We start from the raw sequence: 18669 nt of genomic DNA, 5'->3' as shown, positions 1-18669 counted from the left end.
TGCGGAGCATAATTAATGGCCAAGGCTGATTTCTACGAAACACTCGGCGTATCCAAGGGCGCCAGCGACAGGGACCTGAAAAGCGCCTTTCGCAAGCTGGCAATGAAATATCACCCGGACAAAAACCCGGACGATGTGGAATCCGAGCGCAAATTCAAAGAAATCAACGAAGCCTACGAAACGCTGAAGGATCCGCAAAAACGCGCGGCATACGACCAATATGGCCATGCGGCCTTTGAGCAGGGCGGTCCCGGCGGATTTGGCGGTGGATTTGGCGGCGGCGCAGGCGCCGGCGCATTTTCTGATATTTTCGAAGACATTTTCGGCGAAATGATGGGCGGCGGCCGCTCGCGGCGCAATGCCGGCGGACGGGAACGCGGCGCAGACCTTCGCTACAATATGGAAATCTCACTGGAGGAGGCCTTTACCGGCAAGACGGCGCAAATTCGCGTTCCGACCTCCATCCAGTGCGACCAGTGCTCCGGCTCGGGCGCAAAACCCGGCAGCAAGCCGGTGACCTGCAATACCTGCCACGGTTCCGGCCGGGTGCGCGCCTCTCAAGGCTTCTTCTCCGTCGAACGTACCTGCCCGAGCTGCCACGGCCGCGGCGAGACAATCAGCGATCCCTGTTCGAAATGCTCCGGTCAGGGCCGCGTGACCGAGGAACGGTCACTTTCAGTCAATATTCCGGCCGGCATAGAAGACGGCACGCGCATTCGCCTCGCCGGCGAGGGCGAAGCCGGGCTGCGCAGCGGCCCGTCGGGCGATCTCTATATTTTTCTTTCGGTCCGGCCGCATGAATTTTTTCAGCGCGACGGCGCCGATCTTTACTGCACCGTCCCCATTTCCATGACGACCGCCGCGCTGGGCGGCCAGTTCGACGTGGTGACGCTCGACGGCGCCAAAACACGCGTCAAAGTGCCCGAGGGAACCCAGGCCGGCCGGCAATTCCGACTGAAATCAAAGGGCATGCCGGTGCTGCGCTCCTCGCAGATGGGCGATCTTTACATACAGATTTCCATCGAAACGCCACAAAAATTGACGAAAAGGCAACGGGAGTTGCTGGAGGAGTTCGAGCAGCTGTCATCAAGAGAAAACAATCCCGAGTCTTCGGGATTTTTCTCAAAGATGCGGCACTTTTTCGACACATTGAGTGAGTGACCGGAAAAGGCTCTGCCAAGCGACGAACTGCACGGAGGAATGCGCGAATGCGGCATCACCTGCCACAACATGTTGCCGAACAGGTCAATCACAAGCTCCGTTTCTTCAAGGGTCTTGTCAGCCAGCCCAAAACCGTCGGCGCGATCGTTCCCACCTCCGTTTACATGGCCAAGCGAATGGCGAGCGTCGCCAATCCCGCTTCCGGCCTGCCGGTTCTTGAACTCGGCCCCGGAACCGGTGTCGTCACCAAGGCGCTTTTGAAGCGCGGCATCGCACCGGACAATCTCATTGCAGTGGAATATTCTCCGGAATTCTGCCGGCATTTGCGGCGTGAATTGCCGGAAGTCAAACTTGTCCGGGGAGATGCTTTCGACCTCGACACGACACTCGGTTCGCATTCCTCTAAGCATTTCGACTGCGTTATTTCGGGAATTCCATTGCTGAATTTTTCGCTGGAAAAGCGTGTCGCCCTGCTTGAGGATGTGTTGAACCGTATTCCCAGGGGTCGCCCGTTTCTGCAGTTTTCTTACGGGCCCGTCTCGCCGATTCCACCCGGACACGGTCACTATTCTGTCAAACGCTTCGGCTGGGAGCTGCGCAATATTCCGCCGGCCCAGATGTGGATGTACAGACGGGCCGACTAGGTGCAGCGTGAGGGGGAGCATTGATGACGCCGCGTATTCTGGTCTTTGCGGGTTCCGTCAAATCAACATCCATCAATGCGAAGCTTGCAAATGCCGCCCAGGTGACGCTGGCGCAACTCGGTGCGGACGTAACGCGCATTTCCCTGCTCGACTATCCGTTGCCGCTGGTCAATGAAGACCTGAGGGCAGAAAAGGGCATTCCCGAAAATGCAATGCAGCTCGGCCGCATGATTGCGGACCATGGCGGCGTTTTTATCGCCAGTCCCGAATACAATTCGTCCATTCCGCCGCTTCTGAAAAACACCATCGACTGGATCAGCCTGATCTCGAAGGACGGCGAACGGTCGCTCAAGCCCTGGCTTGGGCGCTATATCGCGCTCGGCTCGGCATCCAACGGAAAGCTGGGCGGCCTTCGCGGTCTTTATCACCTGCGTTCGGTGATGATGAGTGTCGGAAGCCAGATCGTAACCGAGCAATGCTCGGTCAGCGGCGCATCGGACGCGTTCGACGAAGACGGCCGGATAATCGACGAACGGACAGACGGAATGCTTCAAAAAGCCTGCAAATCCCTGATCGATCATTGCCAGCGGCACGGCGCCATTACGTAACGCCCGAAGCGGCGAACTGGACAGCCGCGCCGTGGAAGCCTAAACGGATGCTGCGGCCTGTGCCGAATGATTCACCAAATTGCGAGGTAACCGGAATGCAGGATGCAAAATCGCGCCTGATCGTTGGTCTGGACGTGCCAACAACAGATCAGGCCTCTTCGATTGTCTCAACACTCGGTGACACGGTCGGCTTTTACAAGATCGGCTATCAGCTTGTCTTCGCCGGCGGGCTGGAATTCGCGCGTGAGCTGATATCCGACGGCAAGCAGGTTTTCCTGGACATGAAGCTGCTCGACATCGACAATACCGTCGCCAAGGGCGTTGAAAACATTGTTAAAATGAATGTTTCAATGCTTACATTACACGCCTATCCGAAAGCCATGCGTGCGGCCGTAGACGCGGCGCGCGGCTCCGATCTGTGCCTGTTGGGTGTCACGGTGCTGACTTCCATGGACGGAAGCGACCTTGAAGAAGCGGGCTACGCATTTGATCCACAGGCGCTTGTTGCGCGCCGCGCACAGCAGGCGGCCGAAGCCGGGATGGGCGGCATCGTCTGCTCGGCAGCCGAATCGGAGACGGTGCGGAATATCGTCGGACCTGACATGGCCGTGGTAACGCCTGGTATCCGGCCCGCAGGCGCCGACCACGGTGACCAGAAGCGTGTCGTGACGCCCGGTGATGCCCTTCGCAACGGATCGAGCCACCTTGTCGTTGCCCGTCCGATTGTCGCAGCACCGGACCCCTTGGAAGCAGCGCGGGCAATTTTGTCGGAAATGAATGATGCAATGGCCGGCGATGCGGTTTAGAAGATAATATGACCAAACGGTCAAAAACCGATCAGGAGGAAACGATGGCTAAAGCATACTGGATCGCAAGCGTTCAAGTGAATGACCCTGAGCGCTACAAGGACTACGTCTCGACAGCCAAGCCCGCCTTTGAGCGCCATGGTGCGAATTTTCTAGCCCGCGGCGGTGCTTTCGAAGAGCTGGAAGGCGATGTGCGCCCGCGCAATGTGGTGATCGAATTCGCTTCGCTTGAGGAGGCAAAAGCCTGCTACAACTCGGAAGAATACCAAGCCGCCAAGGCCATTCGCCAGACCTGTGCCGATGCAAATATGGTCATCGTGGAGGGCAATTGACCCTGACCTGCGCTGATCCCGATACGTCCGACTATTCCATCCGGCCTATGCGGGCCGGAGAGGAAGCAGCCCTTTTCGAAATTGATATCGGTGCGTCGATCCTCTTTGCGGATGTCGGCATTGCGGAAATCGCCGCGATTTCCGATGCTTCGGATGGGTCGCCTGACGATTTTCTCGACAAGCTCAGCGTCTGCGAAGTCATCGTTGCCTGCGATTTTGACGACCGGCCGGTGGGCTTTACAGCGTTTGATCAGCTTGACGGCGGTATTTATATCCGCGAGTTGGGCGTCCTGCCGCAACACGCACGGCGCGGCCTCGGCTCTGCCCTTCTCGATGCGGTACTTCAACGGGGCCGGGCCTTGCATGCCGGGCGCTGCGTCCTTTCGACCTTTCGTGATGTGGCTTTCAACGCACCCTTTTACCGGAGATACGGTTTTGCGGAGCTGCCCATGGATGAGGCTTCGGCTGTACTGCACAGACGATTCGAGGCGGAAGTGCCCGAAGGTACCAGACCCGAACTGCGGCTGCTGATGATGAAGGCGCTGTAGCCGTGCGACAGGCGGAAATCGGGCACGTGAACTAAATTAGGCCCAAAGTGCCGCAAATAATGGCCCCTGCGGCCTTATGGCTCTTCACCTTGTGTGCCGATTTGACTATGAAACAGGCATATACGGCATCTTGCAGGGAGCAGGCGAGCATGACACTGAGCAACACACCGAAGCTGGTAACGGTTTTTGGCGGGTCCGGATTTATCGGGCGCTATGTGGTTCGTGCACTTGCCAAGCGCGGCTATAATGTCCGGGTAGCTGTACGCCGGCCCGACCTTGCCGGGTTCCTGCAGCCGATGGGCAATGTCGGGCAGATCGTCTCGGTTCAGGCCAATTTGCGCAACAGGGAATCGGTCGACCGGGCAGTGGCGGGTTCCGATCACGTCATCAATCTGGTCGGCATCCTTTTTGAAAAGGGCCGCAATACCTTTGACAATGTGCAATTGTTCGGCGCACGCGCCGTCGCCGAGGCCTGCCGCGCCGCCGACATACCTTTGACCCACATGTCGGCCCTCGGCGCCGACAGCGCTGGCCGTTCCGATTACGCCCGCACAAAGGGCCGCGCGGAGGACGCTGTCCGCGAGGTGGTTCCCGGTGCGACCATTGTCAGGCCCTCGATCGTTTTCGGTCCGGAAGACGAATTCTTCAACAAATTCGCGGAAATGGCCCGCTTCTCCTGGGTCCTGCCGCTGATCGGCGGTGGCGTGACGAAGTTTCAGCCGGTCTATGTCGGCGATGTCGCCGAAGTTGTTGCAAGGAGTGTCGACGGAAGCATTGAACCCGGCAAGACGTGGGAGCTGGGCGGTCCTGAAATTCTCACTTTCAAACAGTGCCTTGAGTTCATGCTGGAAACGATCGCTCGCAAGCGCGTCTTTGTTTCGCTCTATTGGTGGGTCGCCAAACTTCTCGGCCGGATTTTGTCTTCAGTCCCGCTTATCGATCCGATGCTGACAAAGGACCAGGTCGTTCTGCTCAAATCGGCAGACAATGTCGTGTCCGATGCGGCAATCAAAGAGGGCCGTACCCTGGCGGGACTGGGCATCGAGGCAACGACGCTTGAGGCGATCCTGCCATCTTACCTGGTGCGTTTCAGACCGGCGGGTCAATTCACCAAAGACCTGATCGCCTAGACTTTTCCCGATTGGATGGAAAGCATCGCCGGCACGCTGCTCCCGGACATCCTGTCCCCGGTCAATGCCGGGCTGCTTGTTGCGGCTAGTTTCCTGACGTCATTTATAACCGCATCGGTCGGTATCGGCGGTGGCGTGGTGATGATTGCGCTCATGTCCTATTTCGTACCGCCTGTTGCGCTCATCCCGGTTCACGGGGCGGTGCAGCTCGGATCCAATGGCGGACGGACTTTCGTTCTTCGCGAACATGTCGACTGGATCCGGATCGCGGCTTTTTCGGCAGGTGCCGTGATTGGCGCGGCGATCGGCGCGGCCATTGCCGTGCGCCTGAACAACAGCGTCATCCTTATCGGTCTGGGTCTCTTCGTCATCGCCTCGACCTGGATCCCGCTACGCAAAATGGCCGCCATAAAAACCAGAGGCTTTGCGGTAATCGGGGCGGTCACCACCTTTATCGGCATGTTTTTCGGCGCCACCGGGCCGATCAATGCGGCGCTGATGTCGAATAGTTTTTCCAAGCGGCAGACACTCGTCGGCTCGCTGGCGGCACTCATGAGCGCACAACACGGTTTCAAGGTCATTGGATTTGCATTTGCCGGATTTGCCTTCGAGCAATGGCTGCCGCTGATCGCAATGATGATCGCCAGCGGCTTCTGCGGCACGCTCACCGGCTCGCGACTGCTGCACGTAATGCCGGAGAAGGGTTTCAGGATTGCCTTCAAGATCGTCCTGACGCTGCTTGCTTGCGGCATGGTCTACCGCGGTATGTAGCGCCATTAACCTAATTTTACTGGAATTTGCACAAACACCATTGAACCGTGGCATAACAACCCTTACATGGCGTGACAAATCATTAGGATTTGGCTGGTAGATTCGGCGCCGCCGCCATGGCGAAGTGCCGATAAAACGGCGGGGAAACCGTTGCCGGTCAGAACTGATTTTTGGGGATAAAAACGGGTTTTCAAGTAGTATGTCAGAACAGAAAATGATGGGCAGAGCCATTTTCTCGTCATTCATCGCGGCTGGTGCCGTCATCGTGGCAGCCGCCCTCTTTCTCGCGCCGCAAGCCGGCATGAGCCGCGACGCGGGTTGCAATGCGGCCTATGGCATCGACGAATGCTCGATCAAGCCGCTTAAAGCAGAATAATCTGAAAAACGTAATTCTATCGCGATGTTACGCGCATCGGCAGCCCGCCTTCGGGCTGGACCGTCAGTTTCTGCACGGGCCATGGGTTGGTTTTTTCTGTGCAGTCGAAGCGGAACCGGCTCATCAACACGCCGAGCGCAATGACCGCCTCCTGCAGTGCAAATGTCGCGCCGATACAGACCCTTGGGCCGACCCCGAAGGGAAGATATTGGAAGCGGCCGATTGCTTCGCGGTTTTCCGGTAGAAAGCGGGACGGGATAAAGGCGTCCGGCTGATCCCACAAAAGCCGGTGGCGGTGCAATATCCAGGGCATGACAAGAACGGTGGTTCCGGCCGCAATGAAGGCATCCCCGTACTGATCATCCTCGATCGCCGCCCGGTTTATGGAAGGCGCCGGCGGATAGAGCCGCATCGACTCCTCGAAAGCCGCCCGGGTATGGGGCATCAGGTCCAGCCATTTGACCGGGTCCGGTTCGCCAGCCACCACACGGTCGACTTCCTCTTCGACCAGTTCGCGCTCGTGAGGTGCGTTCGCCAGGCAATAGAGCGTCCAGCCAAGGGCTCTCGCGGTCGTCTCGTGTCCGGCGCCAATAAATGTGATGATGTTGTCTTCGACCTCCTGGCGCGTCAGGCCGCCAGGCTTTTGCTGCTGCAGGAGCAGTGTGAGGAAATCCTCCGGCGCATTGTCGGGATCACGGGCGATGAGCTCGGCCCGCTGCTGCATCGTGTCGGAAACGATCTTGCGGAAATAGGCGAGCACCTTGCGGCCCCGCAGCCGCGTCAGGCGCGGCAGCCAGGACGGCGCCTTGAGCAGGTCCAGCGGATCGACACGGCCCATGGTCTCGAGCAGCCGTTCGACCCGGTAGCCGAAATCCTCGTTTGGCGTCGATATCTGATCTGAAAACAGGGTTATTGCCAGGATCTGATAGGTCAGTTCCGTCATTTCGTGAGCGATTTCATACTCAGTGCCGTCACCCTTGAAGCGGGTGGTGAACTCCTGCGCACGCTGCAGCATCAATTTTGCAAATCCTTGCGCGTGGCGCGGGGTGAAGACCGGCGCAACCGCCTTGCGCGAACGCTTCCATACGTCACCCTCCGCCGTCAGAAGCCCGTCGCGCAGTATCGGCCGCAAAACCAGTTGGCGCACGCGCGCCATTTCGTAGTTGCGGGCATTGTCGACAAGGATATGCCTGATAAGGCCAGGCTCGTTTGCAAGCACCATGCGCTCGTTGAAAAACGCCGCCGAAACCCACGGCTTGGTGTAGGACGGCTCGCCCCATAATTCGATCGGATTGCGATAGATCGTGCGCACCACCTCCAACCTGCCGGGCGGTTTTTTCCGCGGTGGCGGGGCGGGCGGAGTAAAGGGCTGAACAGCTGCATCCATGGTGTCTGTGCTCTCCAACTCACCATATAGGTGTGGTGAGTGCCAAACCAAGCGACATTTGCCGCAAAATCAGCGAAAACAGCTTGTGCGCAGGTGTATGCACAATGTACCGTGAATTTGGATTTAGCGCATAAAATCATTATATTTATGTCACAAAGGCTGAGTGATTCGCGGCTTGAACATTCAGCGACCATCTACCCAGGAAAGATCACCACAATATGAGCGATATGCCCGAGAACGAGAAATCGGCGAATCCGGAGTATGGCGCCGATTCCATCAAGGTTCTGAAGGGTTTGGACGCCGTTCGCAAACGTCCAGGCATGTATATCGGCGATACCGATGACGGTTCGGGCCTGCACCACATGGTCTACGAGGTTGTCGACAACGCCATCGACGAGGCGCTGGCCGGCCATGCGACGCATGTAACCGTGACGCTCAATGCCGACGGATCGTGCACAGTGACCGACAATGGCCGCGGCATTCCTACCGACATGCACCCGGAGGAAGGGATTTCGGCCGCCGAAGTGATCATGACCCAGCTGCATGCGGGCGGCAAATTCGACCAGAACTCCTACAAGGTATCCGGCGGACTGCACGGCGTCGGCGTTTCGGTCGTCAATGCGCTTTCGGTGATGCTGAAGCTCAAGATCCGCCGCAACGGCAAGATCCATGAAATGAGTTTCACTCACGGGGTCGCCGACGGGCCCTTGGAAATCACCGGCGATGCCGGATCGGAGACCGGCACGGAAGTCACTTTCCTGCCTTCGACCGACACCTTCACCATGACCGAGTTCGATTTCAGCACGCTGGAACACCGCCTGCGCGAGCTGGCCTTCCTGAATTCCGGTGTGCGTATCATTCTGACCGACAACCGGCACTCCGATGTCATCCAGGAAGAGATGGTCTATGACGGCGGGATCCAGGCCTTTGTCAAATATCTCGACCGCAACAAGAAGCCGCTTGTCGAGGAGCCCATTGCCATTGCCAATGACAAGGACGGCATTACGGTGGAGGTCGCCATGTGGTGGAACGACAGCTACCACGAAAACGTCCTGTGTTTTACCAACAACATTCCGCAGCGCGACGGCGGCACGCATATGGCAGGTTTCCGCGGTGCACTGACGCGCCAAATCGTCTCCTATGCGGACGGTTCGGGCCTGACCAAGAAAGAAAAGGTCTCGCTTACCGGCGACGATTGCCGCGAAGGCCTGACGGCGGTGCTGTCGGTAAAAGTGCCCGATCCCAAATTCTCGTCCCAGACGAAGGACAAGCTGGTATCTTCGGAAGTCCGACCGGTGGTCGAGAGCCTCGTTAACACGGCGCTCAACCAGTGGCTGGAAGAACATCCCCAGGAAGCCAAGATCCTCGTCGGCAAGGTGGTCGAAGCGGCCGCCGCGCGAGAAGCAGCACGCAAGGCGCGCGAACTGACCCGGCGCAAGGGCGCACTCGATATCGCGTCGCTTCCCGGAAAACTCGCCGATTGTTCCGAACGCGATCCGGCGAAATCCGAAATTTTCCTGGTGGAGGGCGATTCCGCCGGCGGATCGGCCAAACAGGGCCGTTCGCGTGAAAACCAGGCGATCCTGCCGCTGCGCGGCAAAATCCTCAATGTCGAGCGGGCCCGCTTCGACAAGATGCTGTCCAGCCAGGAAATCGGCACGCTGATCACCGCGCTTGGCACCGGCATCGGCAAGGATGAATTCAATCCGGAAAAGCTGCGCTACCACAAGATCATCATCATGACGGACGCCGATGTCGACGGCGCCCACATCCGGACCCTGCTCCTGACCTTCTTCTTTCGCCAGATGCCGGAACTGCTCGAGCGCGGTCATCTCTATATCGCCCAGCCGCCGCTCTATAAGGTGTCGCGCGGCAAGTCCTCGCAATATCTCAAGGACGAAAAGGCGTTCGAGGAATATCTCATCGGTGTTGGTCTCGAAGATTCGGCCCTGGAACTCGATAATGGCGAGGTGCGCATGGGCGAAGACCTGCGCAGCGTTATTTTCGATGCGCTCAGCCTGCGCAAGCTGATCGAGAGCCTGCATTCACGCTATGACCGCACGATCATCGAACAGGCGTCGATCGTCGGCGCGCTGAATATCGAACTCATGAATGACGAGGCAAAGGCGCGGGAAAAGGCCGCGGAAGTGGCGCAGCGCCTGGATCTTATTTCCGAGGAAACCGAGCGTGGCTGGGAAGGCAGCATCAATGACGACGGCGGACTGCGCCTCGAACGCACGGTACGCGGCGTAAAGGAATCCCATTTGATCGATACGGGTCTCATCGGCTCGGCCGATGCGCGGCGTATCGATCAGATGACCGAACGGCTCCAGGAAGTATATTCGGGCCCGGCAAAACTGGTCCGCAAGGACGATTCGACGGCAATTTCGGGACCAAGCACGCTGCTCGATGCGATTTTTGCCATCGGCCGCAAGGGCCTGACCATGCAGCGCTACAAGGGCCTTGGTGAAATGAATGCCGACCAGCTCTGGGAAACAACGCTCGATCCAAACGATCGCACACTGCTGCAGGTCAAGATCAACGACGCCACGGATGCCGACGGTCTATTTGCCCGGCTGATGGGCGACGAGGTCGAGCCGCGGCGCGATTTCATTCAGGAAAACGCCCTGAATGTTGCCAATCTGGACATCTAACTATCTGTAAAACAACAGTAAACGACTGTTACCCCCAGCAGCGGCTGCAGCTGTTGCGTCGCAGCAGAAAGCTGTTAGGCTGTCGCAACGTTTCATTGCGTTGCACAAATTCGTGATTCGGGAACGGCTTGCGGGGACAGGCGCCAGTTCCATATCGGTCAATACCGGCGGATCGGAGTTTGAGCCAGAGGGGTGCGGATCAATGTTTTATCAGCTTTACGAGCTCAGCCATGCTGCAATGTCGCCCTGGCGCGCCGCGGCCGATGCCATGCGGTTCGCCTATTCCAATCCGCTGAATCCCATATCCCAGACACCGGCGGGCCGGACATTGGCTGCCGGCCTTGAAGTATTCGAGCGCACAACGCGGCGCTATGCCAAGCCGGAATTCGGCATTCACGAGACAACCGTCGACGGAAAGACGGTCCCGGTCCATGAGGATATCGTCTGGAAAAAGCCGTTCTGCAATCTCATACATTTTCATCGCGCCGTTGAGCCTGAACACGGGCGCGACCCGAAAATCCTGATCGTCGCGCCGATGTCGGGGCACTACGCAACGCTGCTGCGTGGCACTGTCGATACATTGCTTCCGGACGCCGACGTCTATATCACCGACTGGATCGATGCACGCATGGTACCGGCCAGCGACGGCGCCTTCGATCTTGACGATTATATCGATTACATTATCGAGATGCTGCATCACCTGGGTGAAAACACCCATGTCATGGCTGTCTGTCAGCCATCGGTCCCGGTGCTTGCGGCCGTTGCCGTGATGGAAAAGCGCGGCGACCCGTTCGCCCCGCGCTCCATGACGCTCATGGGCGGGCCGATCGACACGCGCATCAATCCGACGGCCGTCAATGCGCTTGCCGAGACCAAACCCATCGAATGGTTCCGCGATAATGTCATCATGCGCGTGCCGTGGCCGCAGCCGGGCTTCATGCGCGAGGTTTATCCTGGCTTTCTGCAGCTGTCGGGTTTCATGTCGATGAATCTCGACAAGCATATGATCGCGCAAAAGGACTTCTTCCAGCATCTGGTGGAAAACGACGGGGATTCGGCCGAAAAGCACCGCGATTTCTACGACGAATATCTGGCGGTGATGGATCTGACGGCGGAGTTCTATCTGCAGACGGTCGAAACCGTCTTCATCGAACACGCGCTGCCGAAGGGGCAGTTCATGCACCGCGACGAGCTGGTCGAGCCGTCTGCCATCCACAATGTTGCGCTGCTGACGGTCGAAGGCGAAAACGACGATATCTCGGGTGTCGGTCAGACGCGTGCCGCCCACGATATCTGCAGCAATATTCCCGACGACAAGCGCCAGCACTATATGCAGCCGCACGTCGGTCATTACGGCGTTTTCAACGGCTCGCGTTTCCGCGCCGAGATCGCCCCGCGCATTGTCGACTTCATCCGCACGCATGACGATGAAACGACCGCACCGAAAAAGAAGACCCGCGCCCGCCGAGGCAAACGGTAACACCAGCCGGGAAGCTATTGGCGCAGGTATTATCCAGGCAATTGCGGCCACTACCTTAACGGGTATCGGGGACCGGCATCCGAAACGCCGCGGTCTCCAAATTAAGAAAATTTAATCAATAAAATTGTTTTATTTCAATGCGTTGCGAATTTATCCTTCGCGGATTTCTTGAATCGTATCGCTTTGCCCCCCACATCAAATTGCGTAAGCGGCAATGTCTGTCGCTTGTAAAACGAAGGGCTTATCGATGACCAATACAGCAATGCTGCGTCCTGCATGGACCCCCTTGACCATCGCCCTGATGGTTCTTGGCTTTGTCGTATTCTGGCCTCTGGGCCTTGCAATGCTTGCCTACATTATCTGGGGAGATCGGCTCGACGGTTTCAAACGCGATGTCAACAAGGCAACAGATGACATGTTCACCGGATGCAGGCGTGCCCGCCGTGGCACACATGCACGCACCGGAAATGTCGCCTTCGATGACTGGCGCGAGAAGGAACTTGAACGTCTTGCCGAAGAGCGGCGCAAACTAGACGAAGCACGAGAAGAGTTCGACGAATATATGCGCGAACTGCGGCGGGCCAAGGACCAGAAGGAGTTTGATCGCTTCATGGCCAAACGCAAAGAACGGCCGGTTGATATCGATCCTGACTAATACTCCTCCCAAGTCTTAGCCATGGAACGGGCGTCCCATTTCGGGGCGCCCTTTTTTGTATTCCTGCGAGAATCGCATAAAGAAATAACCATGTTCGGTTTGAAACGGCGCAGCAGGACAACGGCGCAACGCCCGGCGCGCGGACGCGACATTGCTGTCGCCGGACGCAGGCTGCCGCTGACCATCCGGGAAAACGCACGTGCCACGCGCCTGACCCTGCGGATTGAACCGGGTGGCAAGGCGCTCAAAATGTCCGTTCCGGTCGGCATTTCCGAGCAGGAAATCGACCGTTTCCTGCATCGTCACCATGGCTGGCTCGCCACCAAGCTCAGCAAACTGCCCAAGGCAAACTGCGTCGAAGAGGGTGGTTATGTATCGCTTCGCGGCAAACCTCACCGGATCGAGCGTACCGGCAAACTGCGCGGCGTTACCGAAGCAATCGAGATTGATGGCGAAGCGGTGCTGCTGGTCGGCGGCGCTGCCGAGCATCTTGGCCGCCGCATCGCAGATTATATGAAGAAACAGGCGCGCGCGGACCTGGAACTGGCGGTTGCCAGGCATACAGAAAAGCTCGGCCAGCCAGCCGCCGGCCTCAGGGTCAAGGACACAAAAAGCCGCTGGGGGTCGTGCACGTCCGACGGGCGCCTTTCATTTTCATGGCGCATCGTCATGGCGCCGGAAAACGTCATCGATTATCTTGCCGCCCACGAGGTCGCGCATCTTCGGGAAATGAATCACGGGCCTAAATTCTGGGCGTTGTGCAAGCAGCTTTGTCCCGGTACCGACGAAGCCAAATCATGGCTGAAACGCAACGGTTCTTCTCTGCATGCGGTTGATTTCAATTCATAAGACGCCGCGCCGATAGCGGGCGTGGATGATTGACGGTTCGGCGGACCCGATTGACGGCCAAAATCGGCCCCAAAGCCCTGCAAAATACTCGACTCTGGCGTAAATTCATGCGACGAGCAGCAAATGAGTGTTTCTGTGAAAATTTGCGGGCTGAAAACCGAAGCCGCGATCGATGCCGCCATCGACGGCGGCGCGTCCTATGTCGGGTTTATTTTCTTTGCCAAAAGCCCCCGCAATGTTTCGCCTCGGCAAGCGGCATCACTTGCCGGACACGCCCGCGGCCGGGTCACGATCGTCGCTGTCTCGGTCAATGCCGACAATGCTACGCTCGACGAAATCGTATCCGTCGTCAAACCCGATATGCTGCAGCTTCACGGCAGCGAGAGCCCGGAGCGGGTCAGCGAGGTGAAAAACCGCTTTGGCCTGCCGGTGATGAAGGCCTTTTCGTTGCGCGAGCAGGGGGATCTCGATCTGATCGAACCCTATCGCGGCGTTGCCGACAAGTTCCTTTTCGACGCCAAGCCGCCAGAGGGTTCCGAACTGCCGGGCGGCAATGGCGTTGCCTTCGACTGGACCATCCTGTCGAAGCTTGACAGTGAAATCGACTATATGCTTTCCGGCGGCCTTAATGCGGGAAACATCCGCGATGCTCTTGAGCAGACCCGCACGAAAGGCATAGACGCTTCCTCCGGCGTTGAAAGCGCGCCGGGCGTCAAGGATATCAAACTGATTGCCGAATTTTTCGACGCGGTCCGGTCCGCCGAACTGCGCATCCCCGCCTGAACGTCTGGAGTATCACGTGAACCAGTCCGTCAAACCCAATTCTTTCCGCGCCGGCCCCGATGAGGAAGGCCGTTTCGGCATCTTCGGCGGCCGATTTGTCGCCGAAACCCTGATGCCGCTGATCCTCGATCTTCAGGATCATTGGGACAGGGCCAAGGACGATCCGGAATATCAGGCCGAGCTTGCCGACCTCAACACCCACTATACCGGCCGTCCCAGTCCGCTCTATTTTGCCGAAAGGCTGACGGAAGAACTGGGCGGCGCAAAAATCTATTTCAAACGCGACGAGCTCAATCACACCGGTTCGCACAAGATCAACAACTGCGTCGGCCAGATCCTGCTGGCAAAGCGTATGGGCAAAACCCGCATCATAGCCGAGACCGGAGCCGGACAGCACGGCGTCGCGGCGGCGACCGTTGCGGCCCGTTTCGGTCTTCCATGCGTCGTCTATATGGGCGCGACCGATGTCGAGCGGCAGGCACCCAATGTGTTCCGCATGAAGCTGCTCGGCGCCGAGGTCATACCGGTCACCGCCGGCAACGGCACGCTGAAAGATGCCATGAACGAAGCGCTGCGCGACTGGGTGACCAATGTCGAAAACACCTATTACCTGATCGGCACTGCCGCAGGACCGCATCCTTACCCGGAAATGGTCCGCGACTTTCAGTCGGTCATCGGCCAGGAAGCCAAGGAACAGCTTCTGGAACGGGAAGGACGCCTGCCGGACATGCTGGTTGCGGCTGTCGGCGGCGGCTCCAATGCCATCGGCCTCTTCCATCCGTTCCTCGACGATGAAGGCGTGCAGATCGTCGGCGTCGAAGCCGGTGGCAAGGGTCTCGATTCAATGGAGCATTGCGCTTCGCTGACAGCCGGCAGGCCCGGTGTTCTGCACGGCAACCGCACCTATCTGCTTCAGGACGGCGACGGCCAGATCGAAGAGGGCCACTCGATTTCGGCAGGGCTCGATTATCCCGGTATCGGACCGGAACATTCCTGGCTGAAGGACAAGGGCCGGGTGGAATATGTGCCGATCATGGACCACGAGGCCCTTGAAGCCTTTCAGCGGCTGACCCGCGTCGAGGGCATCATTCCGGCACTCGAGCCTTCGCACGCGCTCGCGGAAGTGATCAAGCGGGCGCCGAAAATGGGCAAGGACAAGATTATTGTCATGAATCTCTGCGGACGGGGCGACAAGGACGTCTTCACCGCAGCCAAACATCTTGGTGTGGAGCTGTAACGATGACCGCACGTATGGACCAGTGTTTTGCGGCACTTGCCGAAGAGGGCCGCCCGGCTCTTGTAACCTATTTCATGGGCGGCGATCCGGATTATGCCGCATCGCTCGAAATCATGAAGGCGCTGCCGGACGCTGGCGCCGATATTATCGAGCTCGGCATGCCGTTTTCCGATCCGATGGCCGACGGGCCGGCCATTCAGGCGGCAGGTCTGCGGGCGCTCAGGGGTGGCCAGACCCTTGCCAAGACGCTGCAGATGGCACGTGATTTCCGCGAAAGCGACAAAAACACGCCCATCGTCATGATGGGCTACTACAATCCGATTTACATCTACGGCGTTGACCGGTTTCTGGACGAGGCGGTTGCGGCCGGCGTGGACGGTCTGATCGTTGTCGACCTGCCGCCGGAAATGGACGAGGAACTGTGCATTCCGGCACTGAACAAGGGCGTCAATTTCATTCGCCTGGCAACGCCGACAACAGACGACAAACGGTTGCCGACCGTTTTAAACAACACGTCCGGCTTCGTCTATTACGTCTCGATGACCGGGATTACCGGGTCGGCGCTGCCGGATACCGACAAGGTCGGCGCAGCGGTTGCCCGCATCAAGGGCCACACGGAGCTGCCCGTATGTGTCGGCTTTGGCGTCAAGACGGAAGCACATGCGCGGGCGATTGGTGCCTCCGCCGACGGTGTTGTGGTCGGGACCGCAATCGTCAACGCGATTGCCGGATCGCTGGATGAAAACGGCGCTGCAACGCAGAGCACGACCGCCGGCGTACGCGAACTGGTTCAGTCGCTCGCATCGGGCGTACGTTCCGCCCGGCTTGCAGCCGCCGAGTAAAATGCCCACATTATGGGTTTGGTATTGTCGATGATGTGGAGTATTGCGCCGTGAACTGGATTACCAGCTTTGTGCGTCCGAAAATCAACTCGATGCTTGGACACCGGGACGTTCCGGAGAATCTGTGGATCAAGTGCCCAGAAACCGGGGAAATGGTGTTCCACACGGATCTGGAGGAAAATCAATGGGTTATCCCTTCTTCCGGCTACCATATGAAGATTTCGGCAAGGGCCCGTCTGGGCTACCTGTTCGATGACGGCAAATTCGAGGAACTCGAACGCCCCAAATCCGCACAGGATCCGTTGAAATTCCGCGATTCAAAAAAATATTCCGACCGTCTGCGTGACGTGCGGGCAAAAACGGGCCTCGAAGATTCGATCATTTCAGGGATCGGCACCGTCAAGGGTCTGCGGCTTGTTGCCTGCGCGCATGAGTTTTCCTTCATCGGCGGATCGCTGGGGATGGCCGCGGGCGAGGCCATCATTCATGCGTTTGAATATGCCGTCGAGCAGAACTGCCCGCTTGTCATGTTCCCGGCCTCGGGCGGCGCGCGCATGCAGGAAGGCATCCTGTCTTTGATGCAGCTTCCGCGCACTACAGTGGCCGTTGAGATGCTGAAAGAGGCAGGCCTTCCCTATATCGTCGTGCTGACCAATCCGACCACCGGCGGTGTTTCGGCTTCTTACGCCATGCTCGGCGACATCCATATCGCCGAACCCGGCGCGGAAATCTGCTTTGCCGGAAAGCGCGTTATCGAACAGACCATTCACGAAAAGCTCCCCGAGGGTTTCCAGACGTCGGAATATCTCATGGAACACGGTATGGTCGACATGGTCGTTACCCGTCACGAGCTGCCGGACACGCTGGCGCGCCTGCTCAAGATCATGATGAAGAAACCGGCCCATCAGCTCGATGGCGTCGTTGCTCCTGAAAAGACGAATGGTGCGGGCAAAGTAGCCGCTGAAACAACCGAGGCCGCGCCTGCACCGGTCGTTGAAGCCAGCGAAACCCCTGCCGCCGATGGAACGGAAAATCGTGACGCAGACAACCGCGGCTGACGAAATCGAACATCTCATGAGCCTTCATCCGAAAGGGTACGACCTTTCGCTTGATCGCATTTCGGGGCTACTGGACCGTTTAGGCAACCCGCAGGACAAGCTCCCGCCGGTGATCCACATTGCCGGCACCAACGGCAAGGGATCGGCGAGCAGTTTCTGCCGCGCTATTCTGGAAGCACAGGGATTGGCTGTCCATGTGCACACCTCGCCGCACCTCGTCCACTGGCATGAGCGGTTCCGCATCGGCCGGAAGGGTGCGCCGGGTGAGCTTGTCGACGACGCCGTGCTTGCGGACGCCATCCGTCGGGTGGCCAAGGCCAATGGCGGCGAAGCAATCACGGTCTTTGAGATCCTGACTGCCGTTACCTTCCTTTTGTTTTCCGAACATCCCGCCGATGCGGCCATCCTGGAAGTGGGCCTGGGCGGGCGTTTCGACGCCACCAATGTGATCAAGAGCCCGGCGGTCAGCCTGATCATGCCGATCTCGCTCGATCACCAGTCCTATCTCGGCGACCGGGTCGAGCTGATCGCAGCCGAAAAGGCAGGCATCATCAAGCGGGGCGTTCCGGTCGTTGTCGGCTTCCAGCAGGAAGAAGCGGCGCGCGACACGGTTGTTTCGACAGCCGAACGGCTCGGCTGTCCGGTGAGCGTTTACGGGCAGGATTACCATGCCCATGAGGAACATGGCCGCCTCATCTATCAGGACGAAACCGGCCTTGCGGACCTTACATTGCCTCCGCTGCCGGGCAGGCATCAAATTTCCAACGCGGCGGCCGCCATTCGGGCATTGAAGGCAGCGGGCTTCAATGTTTCCGACAGGGCAATCGAAGAAGGGCTGCAAAAAGCCGAGTGGCCTGGGCGTATGCAGCGTGTCACTGAAGGACCGCTTGTCGAGCAGGCTTTTGAAGCTGCCGAAATCTGGATCGACGGCGGTCATAATCCGGCAGCCGGTCACGCGATAGCGGAGATGATCGCCGAACTTGAGGAAAAACGCGCACGGCCTTTGTTTCTCATCAGCGGCATGATCAATACCAAGGACCCGGTCGGTTATTTCGCAGCCTTTTCCGGCATGGCCCGGCACGTCTACACGGTGCCCGTCACCGGCTCGGAGGCCGGTATCGATCCGGTGGTGCTGGCAGAGGACGCTTCAAGCGCCGGCCTTTCAGCCCAGCCTGCATCCGATGTCCGGCAGGCGCTGACGCTGATGCGCGAGGATTTCGAGGACATGGAAGCGCCGCCGCGCATCCTGATTGGCGGATCGCTCTACCTGATCGGCGATATCCTTGCCGACAACGGCCTCGTTCCCAAATAGCCGGGAGCCGGCAAAAGTGCGGCCACAAAGGCCGCA

Annotated in this window: 19 protein-coding genes; 18 read left to right on the top strand and 1 reads right to left on the bottom strand. The window is 58.5% G+C overall.

The window, feature by feature from the left end; genetic code table 11:
• The first annotated feature begins 15 nt into the window (after nucleotides 1-15).
• The 9 genes from dnaJ (at nucleotide 16) to ABVT35_RS20595 (ending at nucleotide 6376) form a co-directional block, all read left to right on the top strand.
• A complete protein-coding gene (gene dnaJ, locus ABVT35_RS20635) occupies nucleotides 16-1161 on the top strand; it encodes a molecular chaperone DnaJ (RefSeq protein ID WP_368468981.1) in 1146 nt (381 codons plus the stop codon).
• Nucleotides 1162-1208: 47 nt separating this feature from the next.
• Complete coding sequence (gene pmtA, locus ABVT35_RS20630; protein WP_368468979.1) at nucleotides 1209-1805, top strand: phospholipid N-methyltransferase PmtA; 597 nt, start codon at nucleotides 1209-1211, stop codon at nucleotides 1803-1805.
• A gap of 23 nt (nucleotides 1806-1828) precedes the next feature.
• On the top strand, nucleotides 1829-2413 hold the full coding sequence (locus tag ABVT35_RS20625; RefSeq protein WP_368468977.1) for an NADPH-dependent FMN reductase: 585 nt from the start codon (nucleotides 1829-1831) through the stop codon (nucleotides 2411-2413).
• Nucleotides 2414-2508: 95 nt separating this feature from the next.
• Nucleotides 2509-3219: an orotidine-5'-phosphate decarboxylase gene (pyrF, locus tag ABVT35_RS20620; protein ID WP_368468976.1), complete on the top strand. Its 711-nt coding sequence runs from the start codon at nucleotides 2509-2511 to the stop codon at nucleotides 3217-3219.
• A 44-nt stretch (nucleotides 3220-3263) separates the two neighbouring features.
• Nucleotides 3264-3551: a DUF1330 domain-containing protein gene (locus tag ABVT35_RS20615; protein ID WP_368468975.1), complete on the top strand. Its 288-nt coding sequence runs from the start codon at nucleotides 3264-3266 to the stop codon at nucleotides 3549-3551.
• Nucleotides 3548-4099, top strand: coding sequence for a GNAT family N-acetyltransferase (locus tag ABVT35_RS20610; protein ID WP_368468973.1), 552 nt, complete (start codon nucleotides 3548-3550; stop codon nucleotides 4097-4099). Before ABVT35_RS20615 ends, ABVT35_RS20610 begins: the two co-directional genes overlap by 4 nt.
• 149 nt (nucleotides 4100-4248) lie before the next feature.
• On the top strand, nucleotides 4249-5229 hold the full coding sequence (locus tag ABVT35_RS20605; protein ID WP_368468971.1) for a complex I NDUFA9 subunit family protein: 981 nt from the start codon (nucleotides 4249-4251) through the stop codon (nucleotides 5227-5229).
• A gap of 15 nt (nucleotides 5230-5244) precedes the next feature.
• The gene (locus ABVT35_RS20600; RefSeq protein ID WP_368468970.1) at nucleotides 5245-6000 is read left to right on the top strand and encodes a sulfite exporter TauE/SafE family protein; all 756 of its coding nucleotides are present in this window, start codon (nucleotides 5245-5247) and stop codon (nucleotides 5998-6000) included.
• A 199-nt stretch (nucleotides 6001-6199) separates the two neighbouring features.
• A complete protein-coding gene (locus ABVT35_RS20595; RefSeq protein ID WP_368468969.1) occupies nucleotides 6200-6376 on the top strand; it encodes a hypothetical protein in 177 nt (58 codons plus the stop codon).
• Between the two features lie 16 nt (nucleotides 6377-6392).
• On the opposite strand, the gene ABVT35_RS20590 is transcribed toward ABVT35_RS20595, so the two are convergent.
• Nucleotides 6393-7763: a cytochrome P450 gene (locus ABVT35_RS20590; RefSeq protein WP_368468968.1), complete on the bottom strand. Its 1371-nt coding sequence runs from the start codon at nucleotides 7761-7763 to the stop codon at nucleotides 6393-6395.
• Between the two features lie 218 nt (nucleotides 7764-7981).
• On the opposite strand from ABVT35_RS20590, the gene gyrB reads away from it, so the two are divergent.
• The 9 genes from gyrB to ABVT35_RS20545 all read left to right on the top strand — a co-directional run bounded on the left by gyrB (nucleotide 7982) and on the right by ABVT35_RS20545 (nucleotide 18633).
• Nucleotides 7982-10417 carry a DNA topoisomerase (ATP-hydrolyzing) subunit B gene (gene gyrB, locus ABVT35_RS20585; RefSeq protein ID WP_368468966.1) on the top strand — a complete coding sequence of 812 codons (2436 nt, stop codon included), beginning with the start codon at nucleotides 7982-7984 and terminating at the stop codon, nucleotides 10415-10417.
• 202 nt (nucleotides 10418-10619) lie between these two features.
• A complete protein-coding gene (locus ABVT35_RS20580) occupies nucleotides 10620-11897 on the top strand; it encodes a polyhydroxyalkanoate depolymerase (protein WP_368468964.1) in 1278 nt (425 codons plus the stop codon).
• A 247-nt stretch (nucleotides 11898-12144) separates the two neighbouring features.
• On the top strand, nucleotides 12145-12552 hold the full coding sequence (locus ABVT35_RS20575; protein ID WP_368468963.1) for a DUF2852 domain-containing protein: 408 nt from the start codon (nucleotides 12145-12147) through the stop codon (nucleotides 12550-12552).
• A gap of 90 nt (nucleotides 12553-12642) precedes the next feature.
• Nucleotides 12643-13401 (top strand): M48 family metallopeptidase, encoded by a 759-nt coding sequence (locus ABVT35_RS20570; protein ID WP_368468962.1) that lies wholly within the window; start codon nucleotides 12643-12645, stop codon nucleotides 13399-13401.
• A 123-nt stretch (nucleotides 13402-13524) separates the two neighbouring features.
• Nucleotides 13525-14184, top strand: coding sequence for a phosphoribosylanthranilate isomerase (locus ABVT35_RS20565; RefSeq protein ID WP_368468960.1), 660 nt, complete (start codon nucleotides 13525-13527; stop codon nucleotides 14182-14184).
• 16 nt (nucleotides 14185-14200) lie between these two features.
• Nucleotides 14201-15421, top strand: coding sequence for a tryptophan synthase subunit beta (trpB, locus tag ABVT35_RS20560; RefSeq protein WP_368468959.1), 1221 nt, complete (start codon nucleotides 14201-14203; stop codon nucleotides 15419-15421).
• Nucleotides 15422-15423: 2 nt separating this feature from the next.
• Nucleotides 15424-16263 carry a tryptophan synthase subunit alpha gene (trpA, locus tag ABVT35_RS20555; RefSeq protein WP_368468958.1) on the top strand — a complete coding sequence of 280 codons (840 nt, stop codon included), beginning with the start codon at nucleotides 15424-15426 and terminating at the stop codon, nucleotides 16261-16263.
• A 50-nt stretch (nucleotides 16264-16313) separates the two neighbouring features.
• Nucleotides 16314-17321 (top strand): acetyl-CoA carboxylase, carboxyltransferase subunit beta, encoded by a 1008-nt coding sequence (accD, locus tag ABVT35_RS20550; protein ID WP_368468957.1) that lies wholly within the window; start codon nucleotides 16314-16316, stop codon nucleotides 17319-17321.
• A complete protein-coding gene (locus ABVT35_RS20545) occupies nucleotides 17284-18633 on the top strand; it encodes a folylpolyglutamate synthase/dihydrofolate synthase family protein (protein WP_368468955.1) in 1350 nt (449 codons plus the stop codon). Before accD ends, ABVT35_RS20545 begins: the two co-directional genes overlap by 38 nt.
• Nucleotides 18634-18669 lie beyond the last annotated feature (36 nt).

The sequence above is a fragment of the Hoeflea sp. TYP-13 genome, from assembly GCF_040932035.1.
GTDB lineage: Bacteria > Pseudomonadota > Alphaproteobacteria > Rhizobiales > Rhizobiaceae > Hoeflea_A.
This window is presented reverse-complemented; position numbering and strand designations above follow the sequence as displayed.